The sequence below is a fragment of the Krasilnikoviella flava genome (genome assembly GCF_900167525.1).
GTDB lineage: Bacteria > Actinomycetota > Actinomycetes > Actinomycetales > Cellulomonadaceae > Isoptericola > Isoptericola flavus.
Genome location: NZ_FUZQ01000002.1, coordinates 409,541 through 434,864, shown reverse-complemented (window position 1 = coordinate 434,864; position 25,324 = coordinate 409,541). Strand labels below are relative to the sequence as shown.

Annotated in this window: 18 protein-coding genes and 1 riboswitch; of the genes, 6 read left to right on the top strand and 12 right to left on the bottom strand. The window is 74.5% G+C overall.

What is annotated here, in order from left to right; genetic code table 11:
• From pulA to B5Y66_RS06650, 3 genes are all read right to left on the bottom strand, one after another.
• The gene (gene pulA, locus B5Y66_RS06660) at positions 1 to 5,877 is read right to left on the bottom strand and encodes a pullulanase-type alpha-1,6-glucosidase (RefSeq protein ID WP_079572688.1); all 5,877 of its coding nucleotides are present in this window, start codon (positions 5,875 to 5,877) and stop codon (positions 1 to 3) included.
• Positions 5,878 to 6,042: 165 nt separating this feature from the next.
• Positions 6,043 to 9,642 carry an ATP-binding cassette domain-containing protein gene (locus B5Y66_RS06655; protein WP_079572686.1) on the bottom strand — a complete coding sequence of 1,200 codons (3,600 nt, stop codon included), beginning with the start codon at positions 9,640 to 9,642 and terminating at the stop codon, positions 6,043 to 6,045.
• Positions 9,643 to 9,752: 110 nt separating this feature from the next.
• On the bottom strand, positions 9,753 to 10,742 hold the full coding sequence (locus tag B5Y66_RS06650; protein WP_079572684.1) for a malate dehydrogenase: 990 nt from the start codon (positions 10,740 to 10,742) through the stop codon (positions 9,753 to 9,755).
• Positions 10,743 to 11,024: 282 nt separating this feature from the next.
• Here B5Y66_RS06650 and B5Y66_RS06645 point away from each other — a divergent pair, with 282 nt between their 5' ends.
• On the top strand, positions 11,025 to 12,014 hold the full coding sequence (locus B5Y66_RS06645) for an aquaporin (protein ID WP_217700741.1): 990 nt from the start codon (positions 11,025 to 11,027) through the stop codon (positions 12,012 to 12,014).
• An 81-nt stretch (positions 12,015 to 12,095) separates the two neighbouring features.
• On the opposite strand, the gene B5Y66_RS06640 is transcribed toward B5Y66_RS06645, so the two are convergent.
• Positions 12,096 to 12,458: a DUF3017 domain-containing protein gene (locus B5Y66_RS06640; RefSeq protein WP_245806964.1), complete on the bottom strand. Its 363-nt coding sequence runs from the start codon at positions 12,456 to 12,458 to the stop codon at positions 12,096 to 12,098.
• Between the two features lie 72 nt (positions 12,459 to 12,530).
• Between B5Y66_RS06640 and B5Y66_RS06635 the strand changes: the two genes are divergently transcribed.
• Positions 12,531 to 13,853 (top strand): NAD(P)/FAD-dependent oxidoreductase, encoded by a 1,323-nt coding sequence (locus B5Y66_RS06635; RefSeq protein WP_245806963.1) that lies wholly within the window; start codon positions 12,531 to 12,533, stop codon positions 13,851 to 13,853.
• 79 nt (positions 13,854 to 13,932) lie between these two features.
• Here B5Y66_RS06635 and purH read toward each other — a convergent pair whose 3' ends face one another.
• Positions 13,933 to 15,570, bottom strand: a complete 1,638-nt coding sequence (purH, locus tag B5Y66_RS06630) for a bifunctional phosphoribosylaminoimidazolecarboxamide formyltransferase/IMP cyclohydrolase (RefSeq protein WP_079572681.1) — start codon at positions 15,568 to 15,570, stop codon at positions 13,933 to 13,935.
• 31 nt (positions 15,571 to 15,601) lie between these two features.
• Positions 15,602 to 15,695, bottom strand: a riboswitch (ZMP/ZTP riboswitch).
• 26 nt (positions 15,696 to 15,721) lie between these two features.
• Positions 15,722 to 16,294, bottom strand: a complete 573-nt coding sequence (locus tag B5Y66_RS06625; protein WP_079572679.1) for a TetR/AcrR family transcriptional regulator — start codon at positions 16,292 to 16,294, stop codon at positions 15,722 to 15,724.
• A gap of 72 nt (positions 16,295 to 16,366) precedes the next feature.
• Between B5Y66_RS06625 and B5Y66_RS06620 the strand changes: the two genes are divergently transcribed.
• The gene (locus B5Y66_RS06620) at positions 16,367 to 17,386 is read left to right on the top strand and encodes an SDR family NAD(P)-dependent oxidoreductase (protein WP_079572677.1); all 1,020 of its coding nucleotides are present in this window, start codon (positions 16,367 to 16,369) and stop codon (positions 17,384 to 17,386) included.
• Positions 17,387 to 17,448: 62 nt separating this feature from the next.
• Here B5Y66_RS06620 and B5Y66_RS06615 read toward each other — a convergent pair whose 3' ends face one another.
• Complete coding sequence (locus B5Y66_RS06615; RefSeq protein ID WP_079572675.1) at positions 17,449 to 18,774, bottom strand: MFS transporter; 1,326 nt, start codon at positions 18,772 to 18,774, stop codon at positions 17,449 to 17,451.
• Positions 18,775 to 18,857: 83 nt separating this feature from the next.
• Between B5Y66_RS06615 and B5Y66_RS06610 the strand changes: the two genes are divergently transcribed.
• Positions 18,858 to 19,436: a winged helix-turn-helix domain-containing protein gene (locus B5Y66_RS06610; protein ID WP_217700739.1), complete on the top strand. Its 579-nt coding sequence runs from the start codon at positions 18,858 to 18,860 to the stop codon at positions 19,434 to 19,436.
• A 9-nt stretch (positions 19,437 to 19,445) separates the two neighbouring features.
• Here the strand turns inward: B5Y66_RS06610 and purN are convergent, their stop codons facing one another.
• From purN to sucC, 4 genes are all read right to left on the bottom strand, one after another.
• Positions 19,446 to 20,102 (bottom strand): phosphoribosylglycinamide formyltransferase, encoded by a 657-nt coding sequence (purN, locus tag B5Y66_RS06605; RefSeq protein ID WP_079572673.1) that lies wholly within the window; start codon positions 20,100 to 20,102, stop codon positions 19,446 to 19,448.
• A 23-nt stretch (positions 20,103 to 20,125) separates the two neighbouring features.
• The gene (locus B5Y66_RS06600) at positions 20,126 to 21,382 is read right to left on the bottom strand and encodes a cell division protein PerM (RefSeq protein WP_079572671.1); all 1,257 of its coding nucleotides are present in this window, start codon (positions 21,380 to 21,382) and stop codon (positions 20,126 to 20,128) included.
• A gap of 140 nt (positions 21,383 to 21,522) precedes the next feature.
• Complete coding sequence (sucD, locus tag B5Y66_RS06595; RefSeq protein WP_079572669.1) at positions 21,523 to 22,419, bottom strand: succinate--CoA ligase subunit alpha; 897 nt, start codon at positions 22,417 to 22,419, stop codon at positions 21,523 to 21,525.
• Between the two features lie 39 nt (positions 22,420 to 22,458).
• The gene (gene sucC, locus B5Y66_RS06590; protein ID WP_079572667.1) at positions 22,459 to 23,628 is read right to left on the bottom strand and encodes an ADP-forming succinate--CoA ligase subunit beta; all 1,170 of its coding nucleotides are present in this window, start codon (positions 23,626 to 23,628) and stop codon (positions 22,459 to 22,461) included.
• A 239-nt stretch (positions 23,629 to 23,867) separates the two neighbouring features.
• Between sucC and B5Y66_RS06585 the strand changes: the two genes are divergently transcribed.
• Positions 23,868 to 24,077, top strand: a complete 210-nt coding sequence (locus B5Y66_RS06585; RefSeq protein ID WP_079572665.1) for an RNA polymerase subunit sigma-70 — start codon at positions 23,868 to 23,870, stop codon at positions 24,075 to 24,077.
• The gene (locus B5Y66_RS06580; RefSeq protein WP_079572663.1) at positions 24,077 to 24,631 is read left to right on the top strand and encodes a Clp protease N-terminal domain-containing protein; all 555 of its coding nucleotides are present in this window, start codon (positions 24,077 to 24,079) and stop codon (positions 24,629 to 24,631) included. The genes B5Y66_RS06585 and B5Y66_RS06580 overlap by 1 nt, the downstream gene beginning before the upstream one ends.
• Before the next feature lie 59 nt (positions 24,632 to 24,690).
• On the opposite strand, the gene B5Y66_RS06575 is transcribed toward B5Y66_RS06580, so the two are convergent.
• The gene (locus B5Y66_RS06575; RefSeq protein WP_079572661.1) at positions 24,691 to 25,281 is read right to left on the bottom strand and encodes a hypothetical protein; all 591 of its coding nucleotides are present in this window, start codon (positions 25,279 to 25,281) and stop codon (positions 24,691 to 24,693) included.
• Positions 25,282 to 25,324 lie beyond the last annotated feature (43 nt).

Sequence of the window (25,324 nt, the reverse complement as noted above, 5' to 3'; positions counted from 1 at the left end):
TCAGCGCTGCGGGTCCTCCAGCACCGCGACGGTCCGCGCCGGCACCGTCACCGTGCCCGTCCGCGCGTCCCACCGTGTCTGGCGCACCACGGGGTCGGCGCCCGTGCGCTGCACCCCCGAGAGCCGGTAGTCGCGGCGCGCGAGGTCCGACAGCTCGAGGGTCACGGGCTCGGGCGACGCGTTGAACACCGTGAGCAGCCCGTCGAGGCGACGGTCGACGTCGCGGCCCACCGTGTCGTCCACGGTCATGGCGACCACGCCCGGCACCGCGTCCGGGCCTGCCCCCGGGAACGACACCTTCTGCTCGATCAGCCGCGCGCTGCCGAGCCGGAACAGGTCGGTCGACGACCGCAGCTCCAGCAGGTCGCGCGCCGCGTCCGCCGCGGTCGCGATGTCGGACGGCGCGGGCTTGAGCGCAGGCTCCGCCAGCAGCGGGGCCATGACCGGCCACGCGTCCTCGTTGTCCGCCGCCGGGGGCAGCCCCCGGCCGAAGCCGTTGTCCTGCCCGGACCAGTCGATCGCGTTGAACCAGTCGCCTGAGTCGTAGGAGTTGCGGTCCAGCGACTTCGAGCGCAGCAGGTCCGTGCCCGCGTGCCAGAACGTCGGGGTCTGGGCCAGCGCCGTCGTGGCCAGCGAGACGGTGTTCATCCGCACCCGGTCGCCCATCGACGTCTCCCGCGGCAGCTTCAGCGCGAGCAGGTCGAAGAGCGTCTCGTTGTCGTGCGCGTCCACGTAGGTGACGACCTCCTCCGGCGAGTCGGCGTACCCGGCGGGCGCGCCGCGGTAGTCGAGGTCCTCCCCCGCCGTCACGTCGCCGGCACCGTCGTCCGACGCCCGGAACGCGAAGTCCCGCAGGTTGCCTGCCAGCCCGAGGCGCACCAGGTCGGTCTGGTGGCCGAGGTCGGCACGCTCGTCGTCCGAGCCGTCGTTGACGCTGTCGGCGTCGCCCTCGGTGGCCTCCCGCCCGTTCGGGTCGGTGAACAGCCCGGTGCCGAAGCCCTGCGTGAACCGCGACGCCGCGTCCACCGGAGACCCGCCGTGCACGGCGTCGCGCAACCGGTCGCTGAACGTCCCGATCCCGGTGCCGCCGAGCTGCCCCTGCGTGGCCTGGGTGAACAGGGCGTTGTCCGCCACCTCGCCGAAGTTCCAGCCCTCGCCGTACAGGTAGACGGCGGACCCGTCGACGCCGTCCTTGCGCGGCGTCAGGTCGTCGAGGGCCTCCCGCACGGCCAGCATGTTCTCCCTCGAGTGGTGGCCCATGAGGTCGAAGCGGAAGCCGTCCACCTTGTAGTCGCGGGCCCACGTCACGACCGAGTCGACCATGAGCTTGCCGGCCATCGCGTGCTCGGTGGCGACGTTCTGGCAGCAGGTGCTGGTCTCGACCGCGCCCGTCGTCGGGTTCAGCCGCTGGTAGTAGCCCGGCACGACGCGGTCGAGCACGCTCTTCGCGTCCTGCCCGCTCGCCGCGGTGTGGTTGAACACCTGGTCGAGCACCACCTGCAGGCCCGCGCCGTGCAGCGAGCCCACCATCGTGCGGAACTCGGCCACCCGGGCGCCGCCGTCGGCGTCGGCGGCGTACGACCCCTCGGGCACGCCGAAGTGGTACGGGTCGTAGCCCCAGTTGAAGCCGTCGGCCGCTGCGACCTCCGACACGGCCGCCTGCTGCTCCGTCGAGTCGGGCGCGAACCCGGACAGGTCGCCCGTGGTCGCCTGGTCCGCGCGGTCCTCGGGGATCGTCGCGATGTCGAACGTGGGCAGCAGGTGCACCGTGGTCATGCCGGCGTCGGCCAGCCCTCGCAGGTGCGTCATGCCGTCCGACCGCTGCTGCGCGAACGCGAGGTACGTGCCGCGCTCCTTCGCCGGCACCGTCTCGTCGGAGATCGAGAAGTCACGCACGTGCAGCTCGTAGATCGTCTGGTCCACGGCCCGCTCGACGACGGGCTGCGGAGTGGTGCGCCAGACCTTCGGCTGCCACCTCCTGTCGTCGAGGGCGACGACGACGGAGTGCGTCGAGTCGAGCGTCAGGCCCGCCGAGTACGGGTCGGTGACGACGTTCGTGTCGACCGCCCCGGTGTTCGGCACGTACACCTCGACGGCGTACCGGTAGCGCGCGCCGTCCCACGCGAGACGCTTCGCGGCCGTCTTGCCGTCGAGCGTCCACGACCCGTCGCGCTCGCGCACGGCGTCGAAGCGCTCGGGCTCGTCGCCCAGGTCGCGGCCCGCGGGCCAGACCAGCAGGTCGACGTCCTTCGCCGTGGGCGCCCACAGCGCGAACGACGCCCACTTCCCGCTCGGATGCCGCTGCGCGCCGAACGTACGCTTCGACGCACGCTCGCTGTACAGGTTGTCGAGCACGCCCGGCACCTGCACCCCGGTCGCCGCCGTGAGGCCGTCACCGGACGCTCGGGTCACGAGCAGCTGCCCGGTGAGGAGCTGCTCGACGGCGGCCCGGCCGAGCGGCTCCCCGTCCTCGCCGACGGGCGCCAGCGCGCTGTGCCCCGCGAGCGCCGGGAAGTCGCGGGCGACATCGTCGGGCACGTCCCCGGCGGGGACCAGGTCGTACGATGCCGCCCCCTCGGGCAGGTCGCCGCCGTCGGGCCCCCGCACCTCGCCGTCCGCGACGGCCAGGCCGCCCTCCGGTGCGGTCCGGAGGGTCCAGCGGTCACCCGCGCCGAGGTCGCCCGGCACGAGCACGAGGCCCTGACGGACCCAGTGCGCGGCCTGCTGACCGGCACCCGGCAGCGGCGGGTTCTCGACGCCGATCTCCAGCACGTGGGTGGCGAGGTCGTAGGAGAAGGCCACCGTCTCGCCGTCGCCCACGCTGAAGGAGTAGTTGGCACCGTCGGGCTTGCCGCCCACACCGTAGTTCTCCGCCCAGCTCAGGCCGTGCGCCACCTTGCCCTCGTAGGTGCCCGCGGCCAGCGCGTCGGTGGACCAGGTATAGGTGCCGTCACCCTCCGGGTCCTTGAGCCACGACGCGAGGCAGTCGGGCGTCCACGAACCGGGGCATCCCACCTGGTCCTGGAACGACCCGGCCAGCGTGACGACCGGGCCCTGCGCGGTCGACGAGAAGTCGTGGCTCACCGGGTCCCAGTAGAAGGTGACCTTGCCGCCGTCGTGGGAGTACGTGGCGTTGCCGCCGTCGCGCACGCCCCCGACGCCGTAGTTGACGTCCCACGAGCCGTTGACGGCCACCTTGTACTCGTAGTCGCCGGCAGGCAGGTCGAACGTCCCGGCCCACACGCCGTCCGGGCGCTCGGCCAGGCGCGCGCCCTCGCAGTCCGGCGTCCAGTCGCCCGCGCAGCCCATCTCGCTGTTGTGGCTGCCGGCCACCGTGACCATGTCGATCTCCGGCTCCGGCTCCTCGTCCCCGACCACGCCGGAGACGTCCACGCCCACGGACGCGAAGGTCGACGCGGCGGCACGGTCGCCGTCCGCGTCCTGGGTCACCGCCCGGTACTCGACGAGGGTGCCCTCGGCGAGGCCCACCTTGCCGTCAGCAAGGTCGTGGAAGACCCGCGGCGCCGTGTCCTCGGCCGTGCCGAGGGCGTGCCACGCGTCGGTGCCGACCTCGCGCCACGCGAACGACGTCTCCGCCCATGCGTCGTCGTCGACGTCCGCCGCCACCGCGGCGGTGCCCGTCACGGCCGCACCCGCCGCCGGGACGGCGACCTCGAGCGTGCCGTCAGAACCCGCGCCCACCGTGCGGTCCGCGCGCAGCACGACCGCCGACGTCGCGGGCACCTGCAGGGTGACCTCGCCGGCGTCGTCGGCGGTGACGACGGGCTCGCCGTCCCCGTACAGCACCTCGTAGGTGGCCCCCGGCGTGAGCGTGGTGAACGTGGCGCTCTCGGACTGCGCCGCGTTGTTCACCGCGACCAGGTGCTCGACCTTCTCCTCCCGGTCCACACGGCTGAACGCGTAGACCCCGGCGCCGTTCTCCGCGTACCGCTCGACCTGCGCGCCCGTCGCGAGCGCGGGGTGCGCCTCGCGCAACGCGGCCAGCGCGGCGATGTGGCCGTACAGCGGGGCGTCCGTGGCGTATCGGTCCACGCTGCCTGCCTGCTCCCCCGTGACGAGCGGCTGATCGGCGTACTCGTCGACCTGGGTGGCGAAGAGCGTCTGCCGGGCGTCCTTGTCCCCGCCGGTGCCCGCGAAGCCCTGCTCGTCGCCGTAGTAGACCACCGGCTGCCCACGGGTGAGGTACATGAGCTCGTGCGCCAGCTCGTCGCGCGCCAGCGGCTCGTCCGTCCCGGCGAGCATGTAGCCCACGCGGCCCATGTCGTGGTTGCCGAGGAACGTCGGCAACGCGGACGCCGACTTCGTCGGGGTCGTGTACCGGTCGTCGCTCGCGAACAGGCTCGCGAGGCCACGGGCGCTGTTGCCGCTGGCGTAGCTGGTCGCGGCGGCCTGGAAGGAGAAGTCGAGCACGGAGCTCATGTCCGTGTCGCGCACGTACGGCGACGTCTTGGCCGCGTCCGCGTCGTACACCTCGCCGAACATGAAGAAGTCGTCCTTGCCCTGCGCGTGGGCGTGGTCCATGACCTCGGCCGACCACGTCTCCCAGAACTCCGGGTTCACGTGCTTGACCGTGTCGATGCGGAAGCCGTCGATGCCGAGGTCGATCCAGTCGGAGTACACGTCGACGAAGCCCTCGACGACGCGCGGGTCCTCCGTCATGAGGTCGTCCAGGCCGTCGAAGTCGCCGTACGTGACGGACTCCCCCGTCCACGTCGAGTTGCCACGGTTGTGGTAGAGCGTCGGGTCGTTGAGCCACGCCGGGACCTTGGCCTCGGCGTCCTCCGGCGCGATCACCGGCGTGTACGGGAACGACGTCGCGGCGTCGAGCTCCGGGAAGTCGGCGGCGCCCGCGACGTCCGCCGGGTCGAAGGCGTTCCCGGCGGCGTCCGTGTACGGCGACGTGGCCTGGTCGACGTACCCGTACTCCCCCTCGGCGTAGTCGATCATGTCGGCCGTGTGGTTGGTGATGATGTCGAAGTAGACCTTGATGCCCTTCGCGTGGGCCTCGTCGATCAGCGCGCGCAGCTCGTCGTTGGTGCCCAGGTGCGGGTCGATCCGCGTGAAGTCGGTGATCCAGTAGCCGTGGTACCCGGCGCTCGCGTCAGCGCCCGTGCCCTGCACCGGGCGGTTGAGGAACGACGGCGTGAGCCAGATGGCTGTGGTGCCCAGCCCTTCGATGTAGTCCAGGTTCTGCCGCAGGCCGGCGATGTCCCCGCCCTGGTAGAACCCCTTGTCCGCCGGGTCGAACCCGTGGTCGAGCCGGTCGCCCTCGATCCCGCCCGTGTCGTTCGAGGGGTCGCCGTCGGCGAACCGGTCGGTCATGACGAAGTAGAACCGCTCGTCCGAGCCCGGCTGCCGCACCGGCGGCACCACCAGGTCGGCGTCCGTCGCGTCGTCGTACGCCCCCGCCAGCGTCAGCGGCGTGAGCGCGACGCGGTGCGTCGCGTCGTCGTAGGTGACGCGGACGCGCGCGTCGCCGCCCAGCACCAGCGGCGCGTTCTCGTCCGTGCCCTCGCGGCCGTACGACTCGTCCCAGGCGCCGTCGAGCGCCACCTTGTACTCGTACGAGCCGGCGGGCAGGTCCACCTCGGCGCTGAACGTGCCGTCGCCGGCCGGCGCGAGCGCAGTGGCGGCGCAGGTCGGGTCCCAGTCGTCCGCGCAGCCCAGCTCGCTCTGCAGGCTCCCGACCAGCGTCGCGGTACGGTCTGCGGCGCCGGCGGCCGGTGCCGCGGACACCCCGAGTCCCGTGAGCCCGGCGGACAGTGCGGGGACGGTCAGCGCGACGGCGGTCAGCGATGCCGCCGCGCGACGGGTCGGTCGCCTTCGACGGGCGCGGGCCTGGGCAGCACGAGGCATAGGAGGACTCCTTCGTCGTCCGGGCGCGCGGGTCGCGACCCGCCGCGACTGTACCGTTGCTGCAATCTTGCAGCAAGAGGTCCAACGGTCCGCCCCGGGCACGACGAAGGACGGCCGGCGCTCCGTGCGGAGCCCCGGCCGTCCTCGTCCCGGTCGTGCGGCGGATCAGCCCGCCAGGTGCCCCCAGCGCGGCGCGAGCTCGTGCCACGGACCGACCTCCGCGACCTCGCCGTCGGCGAGCACCACGACGCGGTCCGCGCGCGACAGGGCCGCACGCTTCGACGTCGCGCCGACCACGGTGGTGCCGCGCTCGCGCAGCGACGCCCACAGCTCGATCTCCGTGGTGGCGTCGAGCGCGCTGGAGACGTCGTCGGCGAGCAGCAGCTCGGCGTCCGTGGCGAGCGCCCGGGCGAGCGCGAGCCGCTGCACCTGGCCGCCGGACAGCCGCACCCCGCGGTGCCCGACCAACGAGTCCGGACCGCCCGCCTCCGCCACGTCCTGCCCGAGCCGCGCGGCCGCGACCGGGCCGTCGACGTCGCGCTCGTGGTCCAGGCGAACGTTCTCGGTGAACGTGCCGGACAGCACGCGCGGCACCTGCGCGACGTGCGCCACCTGCCCCGGACGCAGGAACGACTGGGCGTCCACGACGTCCTGCTCGTTCCACCGGATCCGCCCGGTGTGCTCCATGAGGCCGCTCAGCGCGGAGAGCAGGCTCGACTTGCCCGAGCCCACCTGGCCGAGCAGCAGCACCAGCTCCCCGCGGCGCACCTCCAGGTCCACGCCGGACACGCCGATCGTGCCGTCGTCGTGCACCGCCGTGACCCTCTCGAGGCGCAGCCGCTCCAGCGCCTCGCGCGGGCCGGCGGCCGGCCGCGGCGCATCCCCGGTGAGGAGGTCGACCCCGGCGGGGAGGTCCATCAGGTCCGCACCGGCGGCGAACCGGCCCGTGGCACGCTGCCACGACCGGGTGCCCGGCGCCTCCGTCACGACGGCGCCCGCGACGACGCCGAACCAGCCGAACCCGTTCACGGCGTTCGCGACGAGCAGCGCGGTGGCCAGCCCCCAGGTGCCGGTGAGCAGGCCCGCCCAGGCGGCGACGACGCCGAGCTGCACCATGATCATCGGGACGCCGTCGAGCGCCGCCTGGACGCGGTGCTCGAAGATCGCGGCCCGCACGCGTCCGCCGTCCACCTCGCGCAGGTGCGCGTGCACCTGCGGCGTGCGCGCCGCGAGCTTCACGGTGCGCGCCGAGTCGAGCGCCGAGACCAGGGCGCGGCCGAACCGTGCCCGCGCGGCGGACGAGCGGGTGGCCGAGCGGCCCGCGATCGGGCGGCCGATCGCGGAGGCGGCAGCCGAGACCACCATGACGGCCAGGAGCACCCCGCCGGCCAGCCACGACCCGCTGAGCAGCGCCGTCACGCCGGCGATCACCAGGCCGTTGACGAAGTCGACCCAGCGGTCCGAATAGCGCACGAACCGGTCGGAGTCCATGGCCCGCGCCACGACCTCGCCGGGCGGGGTGGCCCGCAGCCGCTCCTGCCGGGTCTGCCCGACCATCACCGCCATCCGCACGCGCAGCAGCACCTCCACCCACCATCGCGGGTAGACGTACAGCGCCCACGCCAGGGCGAGCGGCGCGAGGACGAGCAGCACGGCGAACGACACCAGGAGGGCGGTCGGGAAGCCGTCGTCGAGGCCCTCGACGGCCTGCCCCCACAGGAACCCGGTGAGCGCACCCTGCGCCGAGACCAGGCTCGCCACGAGGAACAGCGCCGCACCGACCACGCCCCACGCGGGCCGCACGAACAGCGCGTGCAGCACGCCGCGCGCCAGGCTCGGCCCCTCGCCCGGGTCCGGCAGCTCGGGCGAGGGGCCGCGCCGGCGTCGACCGCCCACGTCCTGCGTCGTCTCCTGGGGCGACCGCCGGGGCGTCGGCTCGTGGGGGGTCAGCGCCGTCGCCACCGCTTCGGCGGACGCCGCGCTCGCGACCGGTGCGCCGTCCACGGGCGCGACGGCGGCGCTGCCCGGGGAGTCGCTCGCCAGGAGCAGGTCGCGGTACGGGCCGTCCTCGCGCGCGAGCCGAGCGCGCGGGCCCTGCTGGACGATGCGGCCGTGGTCGAGGGCCGCCAGGAGGTCGGCCCGCTCGATCGTCGTGAGCCGGTGCGCGACGAGCACGCCCGTGCGGCCGGCGAGCAGGCGCTCGGACGCCGCGACGACCCGCGCCTCGGTGAGCGGGTCCATGCGCGCGGTGGCCTCGTCGAGCACCACGACCTGGACGTCGCGCACCAGCAGGCGCGCGAACGCGACGAGCTGCTCCTCTCCCGCGGACAGCGACGTGCCGCCGGGACCGAGCAGCGTGTCCAGGCCGTCGGGCAGGCCGGACACCCACGCGTCGAGACGCAGCTCGCGCACGGCCGCCTCGACGTCCTCGCGGGGCACGTCCGAGAACAGCGCGATGTTCTCCGCCAGGGTGCCGGCGAGGATCTCGGTGCGCTGCGTCACGACGCCCACCGCGGCGCGCAGCTTCTGCAGGTCCAGGTCGCGCACGTCGACGCCGCCCAGGAACACCGTGCCGGGCTCCGGCTCGACGGCGCGCGACAGCAGGGACGCGAGCGTCGACTTGCCCGACCCGGTGCGGCCCACGAGCGCCACGGTCTGGCCCGCCGGCACGCGCAGGTCCACGCCCTGCAGCGCGAAGGTGCCCTCCGCGTAGGAGAAGTGCAGGTCGCGCAGCTCGATGCCCACCGGCCCCTCGGGCAGGTCGCGGCCGCCCTCGGGCTCCGGGACGACGCCGAGCATCTGCTTGATGCGCGTGATCGCGCCGAGGCCTTCCTGGATGTCGGGCAGGTGGTGGATGAGGTTGTCCACCTGGCCCACGAACATGGCCGTGACCAGGAACAGCGTGACGAGGTCCTGGACGGGGAGGCGGCCGCCCGACGCGAGCGCGGCGCCCGTGACGGCCACGCCGGCGAGCAGCGCGGCGAGCACGAGGCCGGCACGGCGCAGCATCTTCGACTCGACCGTCACGACCGCGGCGAACTTGCGGTGCACGTCCGCCGAGCGCTGCGCCAGGCGGCGGATCGCGAACGGCTGGCCGAGGCTGGTGCGCAGGTCGTCGCGGGCGGCGACCGACTCCTCGAACGCCGCCGCGTGGTCGGTCCAGGCCGCCTCCTCGATCACCTTGCGGCGGGCGATCTCGCCCAGCATGGGCCGCACGAGGACACCGGCCAGCGCGCCGAGCACGGGGAACAGGAGCCACGCCGGCCACCAGGTGATGCCCGCGACCACGTACATGGGCACGACGCCGACCACCGTGCGGCCGGCGCCCCAGAGCTGGCGACGCACGAGCGTGCCCACGGCGTGGGTGTCGTCGTCCACGCGGTCGAGCACCTCGCCGACCGCCTGCTCGGTGAGCGTCTCCAACGGCTGGTGCAGCGCCGCGGTCAGCAGGTCGCCGCGCAGGCGCCCCTCCGCCCGGTCGACGACGCCTGCCCAGACGACCTGTCCGGCCGCGTCGAACAGGGCGGCGCCGACCACGCACAGCGCGAGCAGCATCAGCAGCCCGGTCGTCGGGTCCGCCGCGAGGCGGCCGGCGACGACGGTGCCGAGCGCCGCACCCGTCGCCCCGAGGGTGAGCGCGACCAGCGCGACGGCGCCGACCGGCCCGCGCAGGCGGCGCCAGTCGAGGCGTCGGGCCGGGTCCGTCGGCGGGGCGTCCGCGGTGGTCAGGGAGTGGTCCGCGCGTGCGGTGGAGGCATCGATCATGGCCCGAGCAGCCTATGTGGGCCCACCGACGGCTCGCCGCTCTATTTCCGGTCTGCCGGTCGAGCCTGTCGGCCTCGGGTGCGGTCAGGCTCGACCGACGGCGTCACGCCTCAGACCAGGCCGAGCGCGCGCACGGCCTCCCGCTCCTCGGAGAGCTCCTGGACGCTCGCCGCGATCCGCTCGCGGGAGAAGGCGTCGAGGTCGAGGCCCTCGACGACCTGCCACGCGCCGCCCGACGACGTCACCGGGAACGACGACACGAGGCCCTCCGGCACGCCGTACTCGCCGGTCGACCAGAGGCCCGCGCTGGTCCAGTCGCCCTCGGGCGTGCCGAGCACCCAGTCGTGGACGTGGTCGATGGCGGCGTTCGCCGCCGACGCCGCCGACGACGCCCCGCGCGCCTCGATGATCGCGGCGCCGCGCTTGGCGACCGTCGGGACGAAGTCGTCGGCGAGCCAGAGCTTGTCCTCGTCCGCGTACCGGGCCCCCGGGGTGCCCGCGACGTCCGCCCGGAACACGTCCGGGTACTGGCTCGCCGAGTGGTTGCCCCAGATCGTGACACGGCGGACCTGAGAGACGGGCACGTCCGCCCGCCTCGCCAGCTGCGACAGGGCCCGGTTGTGGTCGAGCCGGGTCATGGCCGTGAACCGGTCCTTCGGCACGTCGGGAGCGTTCGACGCCGCGATGAGCGCGTTCGTGTTGGCCGGGTTGCCCACGACCAGCACGCGCACGTCGTCGGCGGCGCCGGCGTTGATGGCCCGGCCCTGCGGCCCGAAGATGCCGCCGTTGGCCTCGAGCAGGTCGGCCCGCTCCATCCCCGGGCCGCGCGGCCGCGCCCCGACGAGCAGCGCCACGTTGGTCCCCGCGAAGCCAGCCGCCGGGTCGTCGTGGATGTCGATGCCGTCCAGGAGCGGGAACGCGCAGTCGTCGAGCTCCATCGCGGTGCCCTCGGCGGCCTTGACCGCCTGCGGGATCTCCAGCAGCCGCAGCCGCACGGGGGTGTCGGGGCCGAGCATCGCACCCGACGCGATCCGGAAGAGCAGCGCGTACCCGATCTGGCCCGCCGCCCCGGTGACGGTGACGTTCACTGGTGTGGTCATGCCCCTACTCTGACGCAGCCGGGCGCCAGGGTCGACCGCCACCACGACCGGGCACCGGCGGGGGCACCGACCGCCACGCCGCCCGCCGTGGCAGAGCGCGACCTGGGACGACGCGCGGTAACGTGCCAGAAGCGCCACCGTCGGCCCGCGCTCAGCAACCGTTCAGACCACGGTGGCAGCATGCCCGCGCAGCCGGCCGTGAGGCCGGTCACGCACGACCGGGCCCCTCCGAACTGAGGGGCACACCGAGACGCCCGTCTCCCGAGCAGAGAAGGACCCTCAATGTCCCAGGACATCGCCGCCGAGAGCGGTACGGCTTCGGTCGACGTCGAGACGGCCCCCGACAACCCTCAGTACGGCCTGTTCCCGCGGCTCGCCGCCGAGGCCTTCGGCACGTTCGTGCTGGTGCTCGGGATCGTGGGCACCGCGACGTTCAACGCCGCCAACGGCGGCCAGATCCTCCCGGTGGCGCTCGCCGGCGGCATCCTCGTGATGGGCGCCATCGCCGCCGTCGGCGGCGTGTCGGGCGGCCACTTCAACCCGGCGGTCACGCTCGGGATCACCCTCGCGGGGCGCGCCTCGTGGCGCGACCTCGGGTGGTACTGGGTGGCGCAGCTCGTCGGCGGTGTCGCGGCCGCCGCCGTCCTGTTCTCCCTGATCCCGGCCGGCTACGCCGCGCTGGTCAGCGCCGAGGACAAGGCCGGCGTCTTCGCCGGCACCGCGAACGGGTTCGGCAGCCACTCGCCGCTCTCGGCCGTGACCGGCGGCCAGGCCGAGTTCAGCCAGTGGTCGGCGCTCCTCGTCGAGGTCGTCGTGACCGCGGTCTTCGTCGGCGTCATCCTCGCGGTGACGAGCAAGCGCTCGAAGGTCACGTTCGCCCCGGCCGTCATCGGCCTGGCGCTCGGCGCCCTGATCATCGTGGCCTGGCCCGTCACCAACGCGTCGCTCAACCCGGCGCGGTCGTTCGCCTCCGCAGTCTTCGCGGGCGGCTGGACGTGGGGCCAGCTCTGGCTCTTCATCGTCGGGCCGCTGGTCGGCGCGGCGCTCGCCGCCCTGTTCTACCGGGCGTTCGCGCCGGTGCCGGCAGCCGTCCGGGTCGAGGTCGGCACCGCGGCCGGTGACGACCTCGGCGACGGCCTCGTCGACGAGCCCCGCCAGCACGACGTCGTCGACGACGGCGCCCTGGCCGAGGCCGACGCGGTCGACGACGCCTCCACCACGACGACGTCGGGCACGGACGACGAGCCGAAGGGCGACGCACCGCGCGTCTGACGTCCTGTCGAGCACGAGGGCCGGCATCCCCGCGGGGGTGCCGGCCCTCGTCGTTCCCGCCGCCGTGCGGCTCAGCTCAGGTCAGCTCAGGCCGGGGGCCGTGAGCGCCAGCAGGCCGATGACGACGGCGCCGGTCCAGCACAGGAAGACGTCGAAGCCGCGGCTCCGTACGACCAGCCCGACGGGCCCCGTGCTCGACGTGGCGCGCCAGGTGCCGGCCACGGCCAGCGTGAGCGCGATGGTGCCGGTCCCCAGGCGGGCGCCGACCAGCACGCCGAGCAGGACGGCGAGCACGACGCCGCCGAGCACGGTGACGATGGCGCGCTCCGGGCCGGGCAGGGCCCGCGCCGGTTCGACGGGCCCGGCTTCGACGGAGTGCCACGACGGCGCGGGCTTGCTCCCACCGGGCTCTCGTCGAGGGTCGGGCAGCGCACGGGGATCCACGGCAGCCGAGCCTACCGTCGCGGCGTGCGGGCGGGCGCCGGGTCTCTCCGCCGCGGGGTTACGGTGAGGACCGTGCCCGAGCCCACCACCCCGCCCCGACCTCCGCGACCCCGCCCTTCCGCACCGCCCCGGTCCGTGGTCGTCGTCGGGGCCGGGCTCGCGGGCGCGCAGACCGTCGCGGCCCTGCGGGCGCACGGCTTCGGCGGGCGGGTCACGCTGCTCGGCGCGGAGGGCGTGCCGCCGTACGACCGCCCGCCGCTGTCCAAGGAGCTGCTGACGCGCCCGGAGCCCGTGTGGCTGAGCGCGGACCTCGGCGTCGACGTCGAGGCGCTGGCCGACGACGTGCGGCTCTCCGAGCGGGCGCAGGCGCTGACGACAGGGCAGGACGGCGTGGTCGTCACGACCGCGCGGGGGGACGTCGCGGCGGACGCCGTCGTCCTCGCGGTGGGCTCCGTCCCGATCGTGCCCCCGGGCTTCGCCGCGTCGTCCGTCCTGCACACGGCCGCCGACGCCGACCGGCTCCGGTCGGCGCTGCGCTCGACCGGCGGGCGCGGGCTGCGCCTGGTGATCGTGGGCGCCGGCTGGATCGGCGCCGAGGTGGCGGGCGTCGCCGCCGGCGCCGGGGCCGACGTCACCGTCCTGGAGGCGGCCGACGCGCCCCTGTCCCGCCAGCTCGGTGGCGAGGTCGGGGCCCACCTCGCCGGCTGGTACGCGGACGCGGGCGTCGGGCTGCGCACGGGTGCCGCGGTGGCGGCGGTCGACGGCTCGGGCGTGGTCCTAGCCGGTGGCGAGCACGTGCCCGCCGACTTCGTGCTCACCGCGGTGGGCGCCCGGCCGGCGTCGGGCTGGCTGGCCGGCGTGCTCCCGCTGGACGCGCGCGGCGCGCTGCACGTGGACGGCGACGGGCGCGTCCCCGGCCACCCGGGCGTCTGGGCGGTGGGGGACGTCGCCTCGCGCGCGCACCCCGTCTTCGGCACGGTGCCCGGCGGGCACTGGTCGGCGGCGCTGCACGACCCGGACGCGACCGTCCGCGCGATGCTCGGCGTGGAGCCCGCCGGCACGGGCCACGCGCCCTACGTGTTCTCCCAGCAGCTGGGCCACGACCTGGCCCTGCTGGGGCTGCCCGCCCCCGGCTCCCCCGTGCTGCTCCGGGGCGTCCCGGGCGAGGGGCCGTGGGCGGCGCTCTACCTGGACCCGGTCGAGGCGGCCGGCCACGCGCACGGGGGGGTCGACGGTGGGGCGGACGGCGTCGCGACCGTGCGCGCCGTCCTCCTGGTCGACTCCCCGCGCGACGTCGGTGGCGTGCGCCGGCTCATGAGCCGCGGGGAGCCGCTGCGGCTGGACCTCGCGCGCGCCACCGACCCGGCCGTCCGGCTGAAGACCGCCGTCGTCTGAGGCCGCCGTCGTCTGACGGCGCCGGTCGAGCCCGTCGAGACCCGACCACCGGGTTCGACAGGCTCGACCGCTGGATGGGTCAGTGCGCGAAGTGGCGTGTCCCGGTGAGGTACATCGTGACGCCGGCGGCCTGCGCCGCCTCGATCACCTCGGGGTCACGGATGGAGCCGCCGGGCTGCACGACGGCGCGGACGCCGGCATCGAGCAGCACCTGCAGACCGTCGGCGAAGGGGAAGAACGCGTCGGAGGCCGCGACGGCACCGCGCGCCCGCTCCTGCCCCTCGGCGAGCGTGTTGGCGCGCTCGACGGACAGGCGGCAGGAGTCGACGCGGTTGACCTGGCCCATGCCGATGCCGACCGCTGCGCCGTCGGCGGCGAGCAGGATCGCGTTGGACTTGGCGGCGCGCACGGCCTTCCACGCGAAGGCGAGGTCGGCGAGCGTCGCCTCGTCTGCGGCATCGCCGGCGGCCAGGGTCCACGACGCGGGGTCGTCGCCCTCGGCCTGGAACCGGTCGACCTCCTGGACGAGCATGCCGCCGGAGATCGGGCGGTTCTCGGCGATGGCGTGCGGCGGGGTGTCGACCACGAGCAGGCGCACGTTCTTCTTGGCCTGCAGGATCGCGAGCGCCTCGGGCTCGAAGCCCGGAGCGACGACGACCTCGGTGAACACGGGCGCGATCTGCTCGGCCGCGGCCTTCGTGATCACCCGGTTGGCCGCGATGACGCCGCCGTAGGCCGAGACGGGGTCGGTGGCGTGCGCCCGGGCGTGCGCCTGCGCGATGTCGTGGCCGACCGCGATGCCGCAGGGGTTGGCGTGCTTGATGACGGCGACGGCGGGGCCCTCGTGGTCGTGCGCGGCGCGCCAGGCGGCGTCGGCGTCGACGTAGTTGTTGTAGCTCATCGCCTTGCCGTGCAGCTGCGTGGCCTGGGCGAGACCGGTGCCGCCGTCGGTCCGCGTGAACAGCGCGGCCCGCTGGTGCGGGTTCTCGCCGTAGCGCAGCACGGCGGACCGCTCGAACGTGGCGCCCGCGACGTCGGGCATGTGCGACTCGAGCGCCACCTCGTCGGGCGCGTACGCGCTCGCGAACCAGGAGGAGACCGCGACGTCGTACTGCGCGGTGTGCGCGAACGCGGCGGCGGCGAGGCGCTTGCGCTGCGCGAAGGTGAACCCGCCCCCGGCCACGGCTGCGACCACGTCGTCGTACCGCGCCGGGTCGACGACGATCGCGACGCTCGGGTGGTTCTTCGCCGCGGCGCGGACCATGGACGGCCCGCCGATGTCGATCTGCTCGACGACCTCGTCCGGTCCGGCGCCCGACGCGACGGTCGCGGCGAACGGGTAGAGGTTCACGACCACGAGCTCGAACGTCTCGATGCCGAGGTCGGCGAGCTGGGCCAGGTGGTCGGCCTTGCGGGTGTCGGCCAGGATGCCGGCGTGCACGCGGGGGTGGAGCGTCTTGACGCGGCCCTCGAGGCACTCGGGGAAGCCGGTGAGCTCCTCGACACGCGTGACGGGCACGCCGGCGTCGGCGATCCTCGACGCCGTGGACCCGGTGGACACGAGCTCGACTCCCGCGGCGTGCAGGGCGGTCGCGAGCTCGATCAGGCCGGTCTTGTCGTAGACGCTCAGCAGCGCGCGGCGCACGGGGCGCTGGGCGTCGTCGGCGAGCTGGACGTCAGGGGCCGTGACGTGGGCGGTGGAGTGGGCGCCGGTCATGAAGGTCTCCTCGAAAGTCGTCTCTCGAAGACCCTGGCACCCAGGCGGGCGGCGCGCACAGCGGGTCGATCTGGGGGTGGCCGCTCCCCGGTGGTTGTCCACCTTCGCCAGTCACGACCGCGGCGAGTCTACCGAACCCCGCGGGGCCGAGTCACGGCAGCGACACGCTGATCCCGAGGAGCCGCCAGGCCCGCGCGGCCATCGCCGCACGCTCGGCCGCAGGACGCCGCGTGAGCGCCCCCGCGACGAGCTCGACGCCGAGCATGAGGTCCTCCACGGTGGTGCCGGCGGGCACCTGCCCGGCCGCGAGCGCCGCCGCGAGGTGCGCGGCGAGCACGGCCGCGACACGCTCGCGCAGCTCGAGCATGCGCCCCGGCCGGTCCTCGGCCAGCAGGTCGACGACGCCCACGGACTCGATGGCGTGCCGCGTCACGAGCCCGAGGAGCTCGGGGAGCGCGGCCCCGGCGACGGAGACCGCCTCCAGCTCGGCCACGTTCTCCTCGACGACGGCGGCGACGAGCGAGACGCGGTCCGGGAAGTGCCGGTAGAGGCTGCCCTGGCCGACGCCGGCGCGACGCGCGACGGAGCTCAGCGGGGCGGCGGTGCCGGACTCGGCGAAGACGGCGTGCGCGGCATCCAGGAGCGCCGCGCGGTTGCGGGCGGCGGCCGCCGGGCCCGGGTTGCTCCGGGCGGTCGGGCGCGAGTTGCTCCGGTCGGTGGGCACCGGAATACACTAACAACCGGACAGTGTTGTCCGGTTAGCCCCTCGCGGGGAACGTCCAGCAAGGAGAGCACCATGGCCCTGTCCGCATCCTCGACCGTCGGCGCGTGGCTCGACCACCCCGTCGGAGGCCGCATCCTCGGCGCCGTCCTCGAGCAGGCCGGCGCGTCGGCCGAGGCCCTCGCCCCGGCACGCAACCTGCCGCTCGAGCAGCTCGTCGCCATGTCGAACGGCCAGTTCCCCGCCGAGATGGTCGACGGCCTCGTCGCCGCGTACCGCGAGCAGGCGCCGGACGAGGCGACCGAGGACGAGGCCTCCCCCGCTGCCGCCCCCGCGCCCTGGACCGAGCAGGTCACCCCCGGCCGCTTCGCCGGGCAGACCGTCGTCGTGACCGGCGCCGCGTCCGGCATCGGCCGGGCCGTCGCCTCCCGCGTGGCCCGCGAGGGCGGCCGCGTCGTCGCCGTCGACCTGACGAAGGAGAAGCTGGACGAGCTCGCCGCCTCCCTGCCCGGCGAGGTCGTCGCCGTCGCGGGCGACATCACGTCGCCGGAGTCGGTCGAGGAGATCGTGCGTGCCGCCGGCGACCGGGTCGACGCCCTCGCCAACGTCGCCGGGATCATGGACGACATGGGGGCGGTGCACGAGCTCACCGACGCCATGTGGGAGCGCGTCATGCGCGTGAACGTCGACGGCACGATGCGCCTCATGCGGGCCGTCCTGCCCGGGATGCTCGCGGCCGGCCGCGGCCGGATCGTCAACGTCGCCTCGGAGGCGGGCCTGCGCGGGTCCGCCGCCGGCGCCGCGTACACGGCGTCGAAGCACGCCGTCGTCGGCCTCACCAAGTCGTCCGCCGTGATGTACGCGGGCACGGGCGTGCAGGTCAACGCCGTCGCCCCGGGCGGCGTCGCGACCGGCATCCAGGTGCCCGCGCAGGCCGAGTTCGGCGGCGCGCGCATCGGCCGGTACATGGGGAACATCCCCGGCATCGCGACGGCGGAGCACCTCGCCGCGTCGATCACGTTCCTGCTGTCGACGGACGCCGTGAACCTCAACGGCGCGATCCTCGCGTCGGACGCCGGCTGGTCGGCCGTCTGACCCTCGGGAGCCGTCAGGGCCCGGCGGGGTAGACGCCGCCCTGGACCTGACGGCCCGCGGGATCACTCCGCGGGCATCGGGAGCGCGTCGTCCGCCCAGGCGTCCGGGGCGCCGACCCGCCACAGCGACGGCACCAGGGCGAGGCCGACGACCGTCGCGGCGAGCAGCGCCACCAGGCTCCACAGGACGACGCCGATGCCGCCGGCGCCGAGCAGGGCGCCGCCCACCAGCGGTGCCACCGGCATCGCCGCCACGCCGCTGAGCCCCAGCACAGACGCGAGCCGGCCCTGCATCCGGTCCGGGGTGATCGCCGCGGTGTAGCCCGCCATCGCGGAGTTCACCGCCGGGACCAGCAGCACCCCCACCCCGATGAGGACCACGTACCCGACGTAGGTCTGCACCAGGGCCATGCCGGCGAAGGCGACGACGAGCAGCCCGAGCGAGACCACGGTCACCGCACCTAGCCGCGCCCGTGCTACGAGCGGCGGCGCGAGCACGGAGCCCAGCAGCATCGACCCGGCCGCCACCATGTCGAAGACGCCGATGAGCACCGGCGCCGTCCCGGTCCGCGCGAGCTCGAGGTTGATGCCGATCATCATCCCGCTCAGCGCGATGTTGACCACGACGAACATCCCCAGGCAGGCCCGGAACAGGGGCACCGACCATACGAAGCGCAGCCCTTGCCGCAGCGCCACGAGGGGGCGCGTGGCGCGCGCGGCGTCGACGTCCCCGTTCAGCGGTTCCCGGACGAAGAACGCGCAGACGGCGGTGGCCGCGCCACCCACGACCGCCCCGACCATCGGGACCACGTGCGCGATGCCGTAGAGCGCGCCGCCCAGCGGGCCGCCGAGCATCCCGGCGACGGCGTCGCGCCCTTGCGCGGTCGCGTACGCCGTGGGCAGCTGCGCCTGGGGGACGACGGACCGGAAGGCGCCGCTGATGGCGGGATCGAGGAACGCGGTCGCCACCGCCGCCCCGAAGAGCACGGCGGCGAGGTGCCAGGCGGCGAGCCCGCCCAGGACGCCGGCGACCACCACCGTGGCCCACAGCAGGGCCGCGGTGGCCGCCGCGACGACGACCAGACGGCGCCGGTCCGTGCGGTCGGCGACGACGCCCGCCGGCAGCGCCGCCAGCAGCGCACCGGTCTGCCCGATCGCCGCCACGAGCCCTGCGGCGGTCGGCGAGCCGGTGAGCTGCAGCGCCAGCAGCGGCACGGCGAACCTGGTGACGCTGCCACCCAGCGACTGGGCGGTGAGCCCGGTCATCAGCAGCATGAACGGGCGGTTGCGCCGCAGGGGCTCGAGGACCTCGGTCGTCGCGGTCCCCTCGGCCGGGGTGGCGGTCTCGCTCGCGGTGGACGGCGCTGCGGCCGCCGTGGTCTGGCTCATGGGAAGGACGCTAGTCCCGCAACTACAGTTGCGCAATAGTAGTTGCGCACTTGATGTTGCGAGACGTTGCTAGGCTTCGGGACGTGCTGGAGACCATGGACATCAGCGACCCGGAGTCGTTGCGCGCCATCGCCAGCCCGGTGCGGCAACGGATCCTCATGCAGCTCGCGGTGGTCGGGCACGCCCGTGCCGCCGACCTGGCCGAGGCGATCGGGCAGCCCGCGAACTCCGTGAGCTTCCACCTCCGGGTGCTCGCCAAGGCCGGGATGATCGTCGAGGCCCCCGAGCACGCCCGCGACAAGCGGGACCGCGTATGGAAGAACGTCGCGACGAGCTACAACGTGAAGCCCGCCGCCGGCGACGCCGCCGACCTCATCCTGCGACCGACCGTCGAGTGGCTCTCCGAGGTGTTCTCGCACGGGAGCCACGAGGAGACCCGGGACGCCGGCCGCACGTTCATGCTCACCACGATGTTGCTCACCCGCGACGACGCGAACGAGCTCATCCTCGAGCTCTCAGAGCTCCTCAACCGCTGGTCGGAACGCAGCCTCTCGGCGGCCCGCGACGCGGGCGAGACCCCACGCGAGGTGTACCAGCTGCTCACCGCGGTCGCCCCGCGCGACGACCCGCGCGGGGACGCGGGCACGACCGCGAAGGGCTGAGGCGCGACCTCAGCCGAGGGTCGCGCGCCGGCCGTCGACGCGCAGTCCCTCGCGCGCGACGCGGCCCACGGTCTCGACGAGCAGCGCACGCTCGGCGACCTTGATCCGCTCGTGCAGCGACGCCTCGTCGTCGGCGTCGTGCACGGGCACGACGGCCTGCGCGAGGATCGGCCCCGTATCGACGCCAGCGTCCACGACGTGCACCGTGCAGCCGGTCACCTTGACCCCGTACGCGAGGGCGTCGCGCACGCCGTGCGCGCCGGGGAACGATGGCAGCAGCGCGGGGTGCGTGTTGACGATCCGGCCCGCGAACCGCTCGACGAACGAGGACGCGAGGATGCGCATGAACCCGGCGAGCACCACGTAATCGGGCCGGAAGACGGCGACCGCCTCCGCCATCCCGACGTTCCACGCCGGCCGGTCGTCGAAGTCCTTCGGGGCGACGACGACGGACGCAACGCCGGCGTCGCGCGCCAGGTCGAGCGCTCCGGCGCCGGGCTTGTCGGAGACGACCCCCACGACGCGGGCCCCGTAGGCCATGTCGTCGTGGGCCGCGAGGAGGGCGGCAAGGTTGGAGCCGCCGCCGGAGGCCAGGACGACGAGCCGGGCCTGGGCCGTGGCCTGGGCGGAGGTGGACGCGACAGGGTGGCCGGACGGGGTCTGCACGACGCAAACCCTACTCGGGCGGGCTACTCGCGACGCAGCCGCGCCCCGACGTCCAGGTACGCCCACGCCAGCACGACCGCCGCCCCGACACCGACCTCGACCGCCACGACGGCACCGGTGAGCAGCGGGTCCGCGCCCACCTGCGCCAGGCGCCCGGCGCCTGCCGCTCCCCCGGCCCACCTCTGCAGCACCGCGGTCGCGACGCCGGCCAGGAGCACGACCCCCGCGAGCACCTGGGCCAGGTCGGCCCGTTGCACGCGCTCGGGGTCGAGCCGGCGCCACGCGAACCACCCCGCGAGCGCGCCGCAGGCCACGACGGCCAGCGGACCGCCGACGGCCGCCGTCAGGCCGGCCCAGTCGGGGCCCGGCAGCGCACCCAGCAGCGGCACGGCGGGCAGCGGGCCCGCCTCGGTGCCGCCCGGGGCGAACGACGTGCCCTGGCCCACGGCGAACCCGGGCCCGGCCAACCAGGACGTCGCCCACAGCACGAGGTTGGGCAGCAGCGCGAGCTGGGCCACGGCGAAGACGATCCCGCCGATCCACCCCGGGTCGAGGCCGGTCACCACGTCCTCCGACGTCGCACGTCCCGCCACGACCCACACGATCGTGAGGGCGGCCCCCAGGCCGGACAGCGCCACGAGTGCGACCGTCCCCGCCTGCAGGCCGAGCCGCACGACGTCGGGCACGGCGCGGTCGAGCAGGCCACCCGGGACGACGACCTCGGGCCGGTCCGGCGGGACGAGGATCCCGAGCGCCGCGCCGGCGCCGCCCACGACGACGCCGCCGAGCGCCGCGAGGGCCAGCCGGGTGCCAGCAGAGGCGAGCCCGTCGCCGCCCGCCACGCCCGCCGTCGCGGCCGCGAGCGCGACCGTCACGACCGCGTAGGTCGTGGTGGCCCCGACCCAGGCGGCCAGGGTCGGCAGGGCGGAGCGCCGGACGGAGACGTAGGTGGTGAAGACCGCGAGGGCGCCGATGCCGAGCGGGACCAGGGTGATCACTCCGGCGCCCGCGTCGATCGGCACGCCGTGACCCAGCAGCCACAGCCCGGTCGCCACGCCCACGGCGCCGGTCCACGCGGAGTCCGGCGACCCGCCGAGCACGCCGACCACCGCCAGCAGCACCACGACCGCCCCGGACAGCACGACCCCCTGCACCGTGGCCCAGGCGCCGGACGTCGCGGTGGCGAAGCGCTCGCCCCCGCGACCGACGCGCCGGGCGGGCGCGTCGCCGTCGACGGTCCTGGCGGTGCGGGTGGGGCGGGTGCCGGGCGGTGCGCTCACCGGCCCATCGTCACCCGGCGCGGCGGCGGAAGAGCGCAGACACGACGACGGCGCCCGCCCCCGGGGGGACGGGCGCCGACGTCGAACCGCTGGTCGAGCGCGTCGAGACCTGGTCTCGACGCGCTCGAGCGACGGAGGGGTCAGAGCGCCTGCAGGATCTCCCGCATGAGCTCGGCGGTCTCGGACGGCGTCTTGCCGACCTTCACGCCCACGGCCTCGAGGGCCTCCTTCTTGGCCTGCGCGGTGCCCGCCGAGCCGGAGACGATGGCGCCGGCGTGGCCCATCGTCTTGCCCTCGGGGGCGGTGAAGCCGGCCACGTAGCCGACGACCGGCTTCGTGACGTGCTCGGCGATGTAGGCCGCCGCGCGCTCTTCGGCGTCGCCGCCGATCTCGCCGATCATGACGATGGCCTTGGTCTCCGGGTCGTTCTCGAAGGCCTCGAGCGCGTCGATGTGCGTGGTGCCGATGACCGGGTCGCCGCCGATGCCGATGGCGGTGGAGAACCCGAGGTCCTTCAGCTCGTACATCATCTGGTAGGTCAGGGTGCCCGACTTCGACACGAGGCCGATCGGGCCCTTGCCGGTGATGGTGTGCGGCGTGATGCCGGCGAGCGACTCGCCCGGCGTGATGACGCCCGGGCAGTTCGGGCCGATCATGCGGGTCTTCTTGCCCTGGAGGTAGGCGAAGACCTCGGCCGAGTCCTGCACCGGGACACCCTCGGTGATGACGACGATCAGCGGCATCTCGGCGTCGACGGCCTCGATCGCCGCGTCCTTGGTGAACGCCGGGGGCACGAACAGGACCGACACGTTCGCGCCGGTCTCCGCCATGGCCTCCTTGACGGTGCCGAAGACGGGCAGGGTGACGTCGTTGTCCTCGTGGTCCTTGTGGGTCACGGTGGTGCCGGCCTTGCGGGCGTTCACGCCGCCCACGATCTGTGCGCCGGAGTCGAGCATCAGGGCGGTGTGCTTGGCACCCATCCCGCCGGTGATGCCCTGGACGATGATCTTGCTGTCCTTGTTCAGGTAGATGGACATGTCAGTGAAGTCTCTGCTTTCCGCGTCGTCTCGGGGCGATCAGGCGTTGGCCAGCTCGGCAGCCTTGTCGGCGCCGCCGTCCATGGTCTCGGCCAGGGTGACCAGCGGGTGGTTCGCCTCGCGCAGGATGGCGCGGCCGAGGTCCACGTTGTTGCCGTCCAGGCGCACCACGAGCGGCTTGCTGGCCTCGTCGCCGAGGATCTCCAGCGCGCCCACGATGCCCTTGGCAACCTCGTCGCAGGCGGTGATCCCGCCGAAGACGTTGACGAACACACTCTTGACCTGCGGGTCGTTGAGGATGACGTCCAGGCCGTTCGCCATGACGGTGGCGTTCGCGCCGCCGCCGATGTCGAGGAAGTTGGCGGGCTTCACGCCGCCGTGCGCCTCGCCGGCGTAGGCGACGACGTCGAGGGTGCTCATCACGAGGCCCGCGCCGTTGCCGATGATGCCGACCTCGCCGTCGAGCTTGACGTAGTTGAGGCCGTTCTCCTTGGCCTTGGCCTCCAGCGGGTCAGCCGCGGCCTTGTCCTCGAGCGCCTCGTGGTCGGGGTGGCGCACCTCGGAGGCGTTGTCGTCCAGCGTCACCTTGCCGTCGAGGGCGACGATCGCGCCGTCCTCGGTGCGGACCAGCGGGTTCACCTCGACGAGGGTGGCGTCCTCGGCCGTGAAGACCGTCCAGAGCTTCTGGATGACGTCGGCGACGGGGGCCTTGAGGTCCTCGGCGAAGTTCGCCGTGTCGACGATCTCGCGGGCCTTGGCCTCGTCGATGCCGACGATCGGGTCGACGGCGACGCGGGCGAGCGCCTCGGGGCGCTCGACGGCGAGCTGCTCGATCTCCATGCCGCCCTCGACGGAGCACATGGCGAGGTAGTTGCGGTTCGCGCGGTCCAGCAGCACGGAGAAGTAGAACTCCTCGGCGATCTTGGCGCCCTGCGCGACCATCACACGGTGGACCGTGTGGCCCTTGATGTCCATCCCGAGGATCTCGCCGGCCTTCTCCTCGGCCTCAGCCGGGGAGTGGGCCAGCTTGACGCCGCCGGCCTTGCCGCGGCCACCGACCTTCACCTGGGCCTTGACGACGACGGTCCCGCCGCCGAGCTTCTCTGCACCTGCGCGAGCCTCTTCGGGCGTCGTCGCGACGACGCCGCCGAGCACGGGCACGCCGTGCTTCTCGAAGATGTCGCGAGCCTGGTATTCGAACAGGTCCACCCTGCTGCGTCCTTCCATCGGTGGTGCCCCTGGGTCGGCAGAGGCCGGCACGAACGGATGTCTCGACATCAAGACATCCCCGAACAGGGTAGTCCGACCCGCACGACGCCGGGAACATCGGCCCTGCATTCCCCCGCCGCAGGTGACCGATCCCACATCCGCCCGCCCGGCCGTCGGCCTCGGGCTCGGTGCGTCAACCAGGGTTGACAGTTTCCATGCCGTCAACCATCGTTGACGGCATGACGGAGAAGACGCTGGCCGGCGCGGCCGCCGGCGACGACCCAGCAGAGGGCCTGCGGGCCGTGCGCGCGCTGCGCGACCTGGCCGACCGGCTCGAGACGCTCCAGGTGGAGCGCGCCCGGGGCCTCGGCTGGTCGTGGCAGGACGTCGCGGACGCGCTCGGCGTGAGCAAGCAGGCGGTCCACAAGAAGCACGGCAGGAGGATCTGATGTTCGAGAAGTTCACCAAGGACGCACGCGCGGTGGTGCAGGGCGCGGTCGAGGTCGCCGAGCGTGAGCGGTCGGAGTCGATCGACACCCGGCACCTGGTCGTCACGCTCGCCGAGAGCACGGGACGCGCCCCCGTCGCGCTGGCGGCCTGCGGGGTCCGGCCCGAGCATCTCGCCACGCTCGCCCGGGACGCCGTGCGGCACGGCGAGGTGCTCGACGCCGAGGCGCTCGCCGCCGTCGGGATCGACCTCGACGAGGTCAGCCGGCGCGCCGACGAGGTCTTCGGTACGGGGGCGCTCGAGCGGGCCGCGCACCGAGGCACGCGACGCCGCAAGCACTGGCCGTTCACCGCGGATGCCCGCAAGGCGCTCGAGCTCTCGCTGCGCGAGGCGATCCGGTTGGGCGACAAGGGGATCGACGACCGCCACCTGCTCCTGGGCGTCCTCCGTGCCGACTGCCCCGGCGGGCGTCTCCTCGAGACCGTGCTGCACGAGGCGGGCAGCGACGTCGCGGCGCTCCGCAGCGCCACCGAGCAGGAGCCCCGCGCGGCCTGAGCGCCCAGGGTGTACACGCAGGTGTCGTGCCGGCTGCGCACCCATGAGCGCCGCGGGTCTCACGTCGCGCGGTCGGCCTCGGTCGCGGCCAGGTACGCCCGACCGCGCGGGGACAGGCGGTAGCCGACGTCGAGGCTCTCGGTGAGGCCGAGCTCCTTGAGCCGGCGCACCCGGATCTTGAACGGGTCGCGCTCCATCCCGAGCCCCTCCGCCAGGGTGCGCGCGACGACGGCGGGCCGCGCCGCGACCAGCTCGAGGTAGGCGCGGGTCCACGGCTCCGGCGCCGCGCGGTCCATCCGCGCCAGCCGGGCCCGGATCTTGTCCACGGCCGCCGCGTCGAGGTCGCCGTCCTCGCGCAGAGCGACCCTCGGGTCCGGGCCGGCCAGGCGCAGGCCCACGCGGTACAGCTCGCCCTCGCCGCGCTTCTCGATCCAGGACCTCGCGGCCGCACCCGAGCGGAACCCCGCCCCGCCGGCGTCCGGGTCGTCGACGTCCTCCAGGGCGATCAGGTCGAGCGCCGTCACCTCGACCACCCCGACGCGCGTGCGCATCGTCGACCCGGGGCGCACCCGCACCACGGACCACCGCCGGTACGTGTGCGTCACCGTCCCGTCCGCCAGCCCCCGCAGCGTCCTCGCGTCGAGCAGCACACGGTCACCATGCCAGGCCGCCACCGCCCTCGCGCGACGGCCG